The organism is Winogradskyella litoriviva (assembly GCF_013249065.1).
Taxonomy (GTDB): Bacteria; Bacteroidota; Bacteroidia; order Flavobacteriales; family Flavobacteriaceae; genus Winogradskyella; species Winogradskyella litoriviva.
Genome location: NZ_JABRWQ010000014.1, coordinates 1 through 6,007 on the forward strand (window position 1 = coordinate 1; position 6,007 = coordinate 6,007).

6 protein-coding genes are annotated in these 6,007 nt (G+C 30.1%); all 6 read right to left on the reverse strand.

The window, feature by feature from the left end:
* Nucleotides 1-209: 209 nt before the first annotated feature.
* The 6 genes from HNV10_RS16890 to HNV10_RS16915 all read right to left on the reverse strand — a co-directional run bounded on the left by HNV10_RS16890 (nt 210) and on the right by HNV10_RS16915 (nt 5,373).
* Nucleotides 210-1,031: a leucine-rich repeat domain-containing protein gene (locus HNV10_RS16890; RefSeq protein ID WP_173302613.1), complete on the reverse strand. Its 822-nt coding sequence runs from the start codon at nt 1,029-1,031 to the stop codon at nt 210-212.
* 147 nt (nt 1,032-1,178) lie between these two features.
* Nucleotides 1,179-1,691 (reverse strand): hypothetical protein, encoded by a 513-nt coding sequence (locus HNV10_RS16895; protein WP_173302615.1) that lies wholly within the window; start codon nt 1,689-1,691, stop codon nt 1,179-1,181.
* Between the two features lie 161 nt (nt 1,692-1,852).
* Nucleotides 1,853-2,491: a hypothetical protein gene (locus HNV10_RS16900; protein WP_173302617.1), complete on the reverse strand. Its 639-nt coding sequence runs from the start codon at nt 2,489-2,491 to the stop codon at nt 1,853-1,855.
* A gap of 183 nt (nt 2,492-2,674) precedes the next feature.
* Nucleotides 2,675-3,445 (reverse strand): hypothetical protein, encoded by a 771-nt coding sequence (locus HNV10_RS16905; RefSeq protein WP_173302619.1) that lies wholly within the window; start codon nt 3,443-3,445, stop codon nt 2,675-2,677.
* Between the two features lie 188 nt (nt 3,446-3,633).
* On the reverse strand, nt 3,634-4,383 hold the full coding sequence (locus HNV10_RS16910) for a hypothetical protein (RefSeq protein WP_173302621.1): 750 nt from the start codon (nt 4,381-4,383) through the stop codon (nt 3,634-3,636).
* 204 nt (nt 4,384-4,587) lie between these two features.
* Nucleotides 4,588-5,373 carry a zinc-ribbon domain-containing protein gene (locus tag HNV10_RS16915; protein WP_173302623.1) on the reverse strand — a complete coding sequence of 262 codons (786 nt, stop codon included), beginning with the start codon at nt 5,371-5,373 and terminating at the stop codon, nt 4,588-4,590.
* Between the last annotated feature and the right edge of the window lie 634 nt (nt 5,374-6,007).

Consider the following 6,007-nt stretch of genomic DNA (forward strand, 5'->3'; position numbering starts at 1 on the left):
GATTTCGAGTGAGTTTTTTGCGTTCAGTTCGGCTTAAACGACTTGATTTTTTAGCGTTAGGTTCCGATTTTTAAATTGCGCTGCCTTATTAGAGTTAACGTGTTTGTGTATGGTTAGTTGCGTGGTTAAGCAACTAATTTAGCAAACTTTTACGAACCCGAGAAAATTCCGCAGGAATTTTCGCAAGTAAGCACATAAAAAGCAATTAATTATACACGGTGTTGTGCGTAGTTATTTTTTAGTTTTTCAAATTCTTTTTCGTATTTTTCAATTCGATTTTGGTCTTTTGTAGATAATAAAAATGGTTTTCTTTTTCCGATAATCATTCTATCATAAACCAATTTTCCATTTTCGTCTTTTATTTCAACTTCGTGATAAGGTCGAAACATTGAACATTCTGTTTTGGTCAATTTGACTGCAAGATTTACATATTCTTTTGTCGGAAACTGGTTGGAAAGTTCGAGTATTTTTAAATTTCTCAAATATGCGATTGGTTCGAGAGATTCGTCTCCGACTTTTATGTTAGTCATTCTCAAATATTCCAATTGAGTAAGTTTTGAAAGTGGTTTTAAGTTGTCCACTTTTAATTTTTTATCTATTCCACCATCTAATGACAAACTTTTAATTTTAGTAGCTTTCTCCAATGCTGACAAGTCCGAAATTTTAGAATAATCTCTAATCGCCAATTTTTTCAAGTTCGGATTAGATTCCATATTCCAAAGTTCAGTCGCTTTTGTATTCCATTCCGTTATTAGAGTTTCGCACTTATTCAAATTCTCTAAACAGCTTAAATCTTTTGCAAGAAATTGGTAAAGACTCACATATTTCGGTTGATGAAGTGAAAAAATTTGTTCAATGTCTTTTTCTTTAGCTCCAATTAACCAAAGTTTATCAATATTCAGTTCGTTTAAGAGCTTTCTGTTTTTTACGTCCGCACGAATATGCAATTCTGTTTTAGAATTGTCAAAATCTGCCAAATCAGAAGTGAATTCTGGTTTATTCTCAAATCTGTCTATTGTAATATCGTTCATTCTCTAATTACGCACAACGTGTTTGTGTATGGTTTCGTTGCGTCTGCACTAAGTTAGCAAATAATCAGAAACCCATTGTTCAGAAGCGACAGAAATTCCGATAGGGATTTCCGAGCAATGAACTATACACGTTGTTGTACGTAGGCTTTATTTTAATTTAATTCCTTTTTGTTTAATAAAATCTTCCATGTCAGATTTCCAACTTTTGTCTCCTTTCCAAAATTTTTGACTGATTGGATGCTCATAATCCATTTCAGGTCCATAAATCACAGCTATTAGATTACTTTCATATTCAATCTCTTTTTTCAGTTCATTATACCAACTAAAATCTCCGAGCATAATCGATTCCATTTCATTGTTTAGTAATTCACAGTAGAATTTTAATTCAGCTTTCGGATAATCCTTTGATTCATTCTTTTTTTGACTATTAGAAAATAAAAACTCATAAACTTGCCACAAAGCAAATTTAAAATCGTCACCTTTCTTTTTAATTTCACAAAATAAATCTCCTCTATCAAATTCAAATTGAAGAACTACTTTTTTGCCTGTAAGCTGAACAAAATAATCTCCCTTAAATGTTTTAGATAAATTGTGTTTTTCAATTAAAGGTGAAAACGAATCAAAAACATCTTTAGGAAATTCTTTATAACTAAAACTCATAGTTTGTTCAGCTTACGTACAACGTGTTTGTGTATGGTTAGTTGCGTGGTTAAGCAACTAATTTAGTAAACAAAAACGAACGCGAGAAAATTCCGAAGGAATTTTCCAAATAAGCACTTGCCAAAGCAATTAATTATACACGGTGTTGTGTGGCGTTATTTTCAGTTCCAATTAATATTAGTTATCATATATTTTTCACTTTCCTTTTCTACAGTTATAATTCCAGTATAAGGCGAATAGTTTTTTTCATTTCCAAAAGTGTTGAATAAATGAAATTTAACTTTCCAATTATTGTTTTCCAGTTTTATGTCCATTAATTCAATTCCACTTGTTTCTTCTTGACTCCTTGTCCAAAATAAATATTCGTCGCAATTTTCAGGAATAACTCCGATATATTCACTCCATTTCATTTTCGAAATAGTTTCGGCACAAGATTTAGTTCTTTCTTTTTCTTTTTCCATAAATGAGTTAGAAATTGTTCCTAATTTTCGAAGCTCATCAAAATATGGTTCATAATCTACTATACAACTATCATTTTTTTCTTCTGTAACAACAAAATCTGTTGGAATTTCGGATTTTATATCATTAGTGTTTTTAATATACCAATTATGGAAAGATAAGGCTACGCTTTCAATTTCCTTTTCAGTTTCTGTCAGTTCTTTTTTCTTCGTGTTTGATTCCGAATTAGCCTTTTCTATTATTTTTTCAGTAGATTTTGAAATAGATTCTGTTCCATTTTTTTTATTGTCCGCACAATTGATGATTGTTAGCAAAATTAGAAGACCAATTAATTTATTCATTTTTTAGTTTCAGTTCAATTTAAGTTCGGTTTTTTAATGACACACAACGTGATTGTGTATGGTTAGTTGCGTGTTTAAGCAACTAAATTAGCAAACTTTTACGAACCCGAGAAAATTCCGCAGGAATTTTCGCAAGTAAGCACCTAAAAAGCAATTAATTATACACGGTGTTGCCAGTAGTTTTTATTCCACTTTAAATTCTTTTTCAAACCAAGATTCAACTTCTCCATATCTATCATAGAATTTTAAAACTCCATCTATTTTATATGTTCCACTTTGTAATGAATCAAATTCAATATCAGCAAATGAGTAGTTGTCTTTTAATTTGAAATAAATCTTTTTTTCTTGTCCATTGAACTTAATACTGTTTATTACAATATGTCTATTTTCGGTTATTGATTGTCCAAATTTAGAAGTCAAAGTAAGTTTAATTCCGTTTTCTGTTTTATTTGTAATAACACTATCAACAGCTCTTTCGTGTGTAGGTTCTGAAGAAGTAAATCCATTTGCGTATTCAAAAGCATTAATCGTTGCAATTACAAGTCTATTTTTTAAATAATTTAGAACTAATTCATTTGAATTTGTTTTCGGCTGTTCAAATTCTTGAAATGAATAATCTTTTATATGTTTTACAATTTTTTTAAGTTCACGAAGGATATGGTTTGATTCAGCGATTGTCTTTTCCAAATCAAATTCTTTATTTAAAATCGCCTTGTCTATTTTGAAAATCAATAAGTCAACTTGTGAATCCAACTGATTTAATTTCTCAATCTTTAGTGAAGGTTTTTCTTGAATTAAAGTATAATAATCTGCTCTGTTTGATTTTAAAATTCTATTGCTGAATTCATAATTCGTTTTTAAAAATGAGTTCATTTCATTCAATTCATCTTGTTGTTTGTTACAAGCGAAAAGTGTAAAAATTACTGTGAAATAAATTAAAAATTGGTTTTTCATTTAATCATTAAATAACAATGTTTTCGGTTTGGTCAAATTACTGGCAACGGTCTTGTGTATGGTTAGTTGCGTGTTTAAGCAACTCATTTAGCAAACATTCACGAACCAGAGGAATTTCCGAAGGAAATTCCAAGTAGACCTGAACCAAGCAATTAATTATACACGTTGTTGTGTAGCGTTTATAAAGTTCAAAACTCATTCCCATAATAAGATTCAATAAACTCAGCAGAGCTTTCTGTTGTTTTAAATTTCCAATATCTTCTAGTTATACAACCAGCATAACAATCGCCCCAACCCATTCTAAATGTGGTTATATTGTGATTTTCAAATCTTTCGAATTTCATTTTTGATTCTCCCTCTCCAAGAAATGGCCCAATTTCTACATTTGTTATAAAAGAAATATCTAATAAACTATTTTTTAAAAAGGTGAGATTTTTATTATCATTAAATTCCACATCTACCCAATTTGTAGCAATAGGAATGGATTGAGTGAAAACAAATTGGTTATTATTGTAAAAATTAAATAGTTCATTTTCATTAGAACTTGGTAAAATTAAGTTCATTGTTTCGGCAGAACCAATAGTTTGATTGTCTTCAACTTTGAAAGTAAGTTCTGTGAAAATATAACCTATATTAGCATGTATTTGGTATTGATTAAAAATACTGTCTTGTTCTGGAATGGTTAACTCATATACTGATTGAATATTCTTAGCGATTTTAACTATTTCTAAAGAGTCTAAATATTCTAAATTATAATTAAAATGATTAATATTATTAGCTACTTCATTTTGATAAATTTGTTTTGCGTCTTCCCAGTAATTTTCATAAATAAATGAATTTAATTCATTCTGATTTTCAGTTAAGTCGTCATCACTATTACAACTTGTAAAAAGCACAATTCCTAAAATCGATATTAAAGTTAATTTTCCAATCTTCATAATTTTTATCTTGAGTTTTATTTTCTAATTCTATTTACTTAATGCTACACAACGTGTTTGTGTATGGCTTGTTGCGGAAAATCAGTATGATTTTCCGATTAAGGAAACAAGATAGCAAATTGCGCAAGAATTTCCGATTAGGAATTCAGCCGCAATGAGCTATACACGTTGTTGTGCTTATGTGCTTTTTAATCCGAAAATATATCAAGTCATTCGAAACCAAGCTCTTTTTTTATCTTCTTGATAGTTTTCGTTAATTAGTTTTCCGTTTTTATATAATTGTTCTAAAAATAATTCCCCTTTTTCATTATACCGTTTCCAAATTCCGTCCGCATTTCCATTATCATCGAATGAAAGGTCGTCTAATGGTGTTCCATTTTCGTTATAGGATTTTAAATTTCCAACATTTACTTCTCGTCCAAGATTGTTTAGTATAACTGTTTTTTTTACACTCAATTGACCAATTTTATGATAGTATTCTTCTTTATGGATTTTGTTTCCATTGTATTCTGTTCTTAACCAAAGATTACCTGCTAAATAAGACTCAATTAATTTTGTGCTACCATTTTCATATATGGCATTTATTTTAAAAGTACCATCAAGATTGTATTCAGTATCTCGTAATATTAATCCGTTCGAATATTCTTTTTTATGAGTAATTACAAATTTTCCGCTTTCATTTTCGGTCATAACTTCCCAAAGTCCGTGAAGTTTTCCATTTAGATAATTTGCTTTCCTTTTTCTATTAACCGTTTTAAAATATCCTTCTTCATATTTTTCGCCTGAATCTTCATCAGTTTCCTCTAAAAAATCCCATTCTCCGAAACTTTCTCCAGTAAATAATTCTCCATTATAGTACTTCAAATCATTTTTAGTTACTAAATCATTTTCGTCAATTTTTTCAGATTCTTTAATAGGTTGTTTTGTTCCGCATTCTGAACAAAACTTGCTGTTCTCGATTAATTTAAAACCACATTCGAAGCAATACATTATTTAAAATTCAATTAGATATTTGACATTTATTCGGTTCAGTCAGCATTAAGCACAACGTGTGCGTGTATTACTTAGTTGCGTGGTTAAGCAACTAAGATAGCAAACATTTACGAACCCGTGAATATTCCGCAGGAATATTCGCAAGTAGAGAAGAATACAGCAATTAGTTATACACATTGTTGGCTTTAGTAATTGTTTGTATTTAAATTCAAGATTATATTACGAATGAGTTGAAATTCGCGCAAAGTTGAGCTTTTTAGCTTAATTAGAGTTCAAATTCAAATTCAGATTTTGAGTGAGAATTCCGAAAGAGTGGAAGTCAGAATTCGAGTAAGAATTCCAGTTGAGTAATAATTCCGGCTGAGCAAGATTCCAGAGTAGAGTGATAAATTCCTGCGTTTTGTAATTCAGAATTCGAGTGAGTTTTTTGCGAACTGTTCGGCTTTAGGTTAAGATTTTAATAGCTTAAAATTCCAATTTTGGATGCGCTGAGTTATTGAAGCCAACGTGTGCGTGTATGGCTTAGTTGCGTGGTTTAAGCAACTAAGATAGCAAACAAATCACGAACCTGTGAATATTCCGCAGGAATATTCGCAAGTAGAGAAGAATACAGCAATTAGTTATACACATT

What these genes read in the sequence shown, in the direction of transcription:
- HNV10_RS16915 (WP_173302623.1), bottom strand. Translation starts at nt 5,373, where the DNA reads ATGTATTGCTTCGAATGTGGTTTTAAATTAATCGAGAACAGCAAGTTT.
- HNV10_RS16900 (WP_173302617.1), bottom strand. Translation starts at nt 2,491, where the DNA reads ATGAATAAATTAATTGGTCTTCTAATTTTGCTAACAATCATCAATTGT.
- HNV10_RS16905 (WP_173302619.1), bottom strand. Translation starts at nt 3,445, where the DNA reads ATGAAAAACCAATTTTTAATTTATTTCACAGTAATTTTTACACTTTTC.
- HNV10_RS16890 (WP_173302613.1), bottom strand. Translation starts at nt 1,031, where the DNA reads ATGAACGATATTACAATAGACAGATTTGAGAATAAACCAGAATTCACT.
- HNV10_RS16910 (WP_173302621.1), bottom strand. Translation starts at nt 4,383, where the DNA reads ATGAAGATTGGAAAATTAACTTTAATATCGATTTTAGGAATTGTGCTT.
- HNV10_RS16895 (WP_173302615.1), bottom strand. Translation starts at nt 1,691, where the DNA reads ATGAGTTTTAGTTATAAAGAATTTCCTAAAGATGTTTTTGATTCGTTT.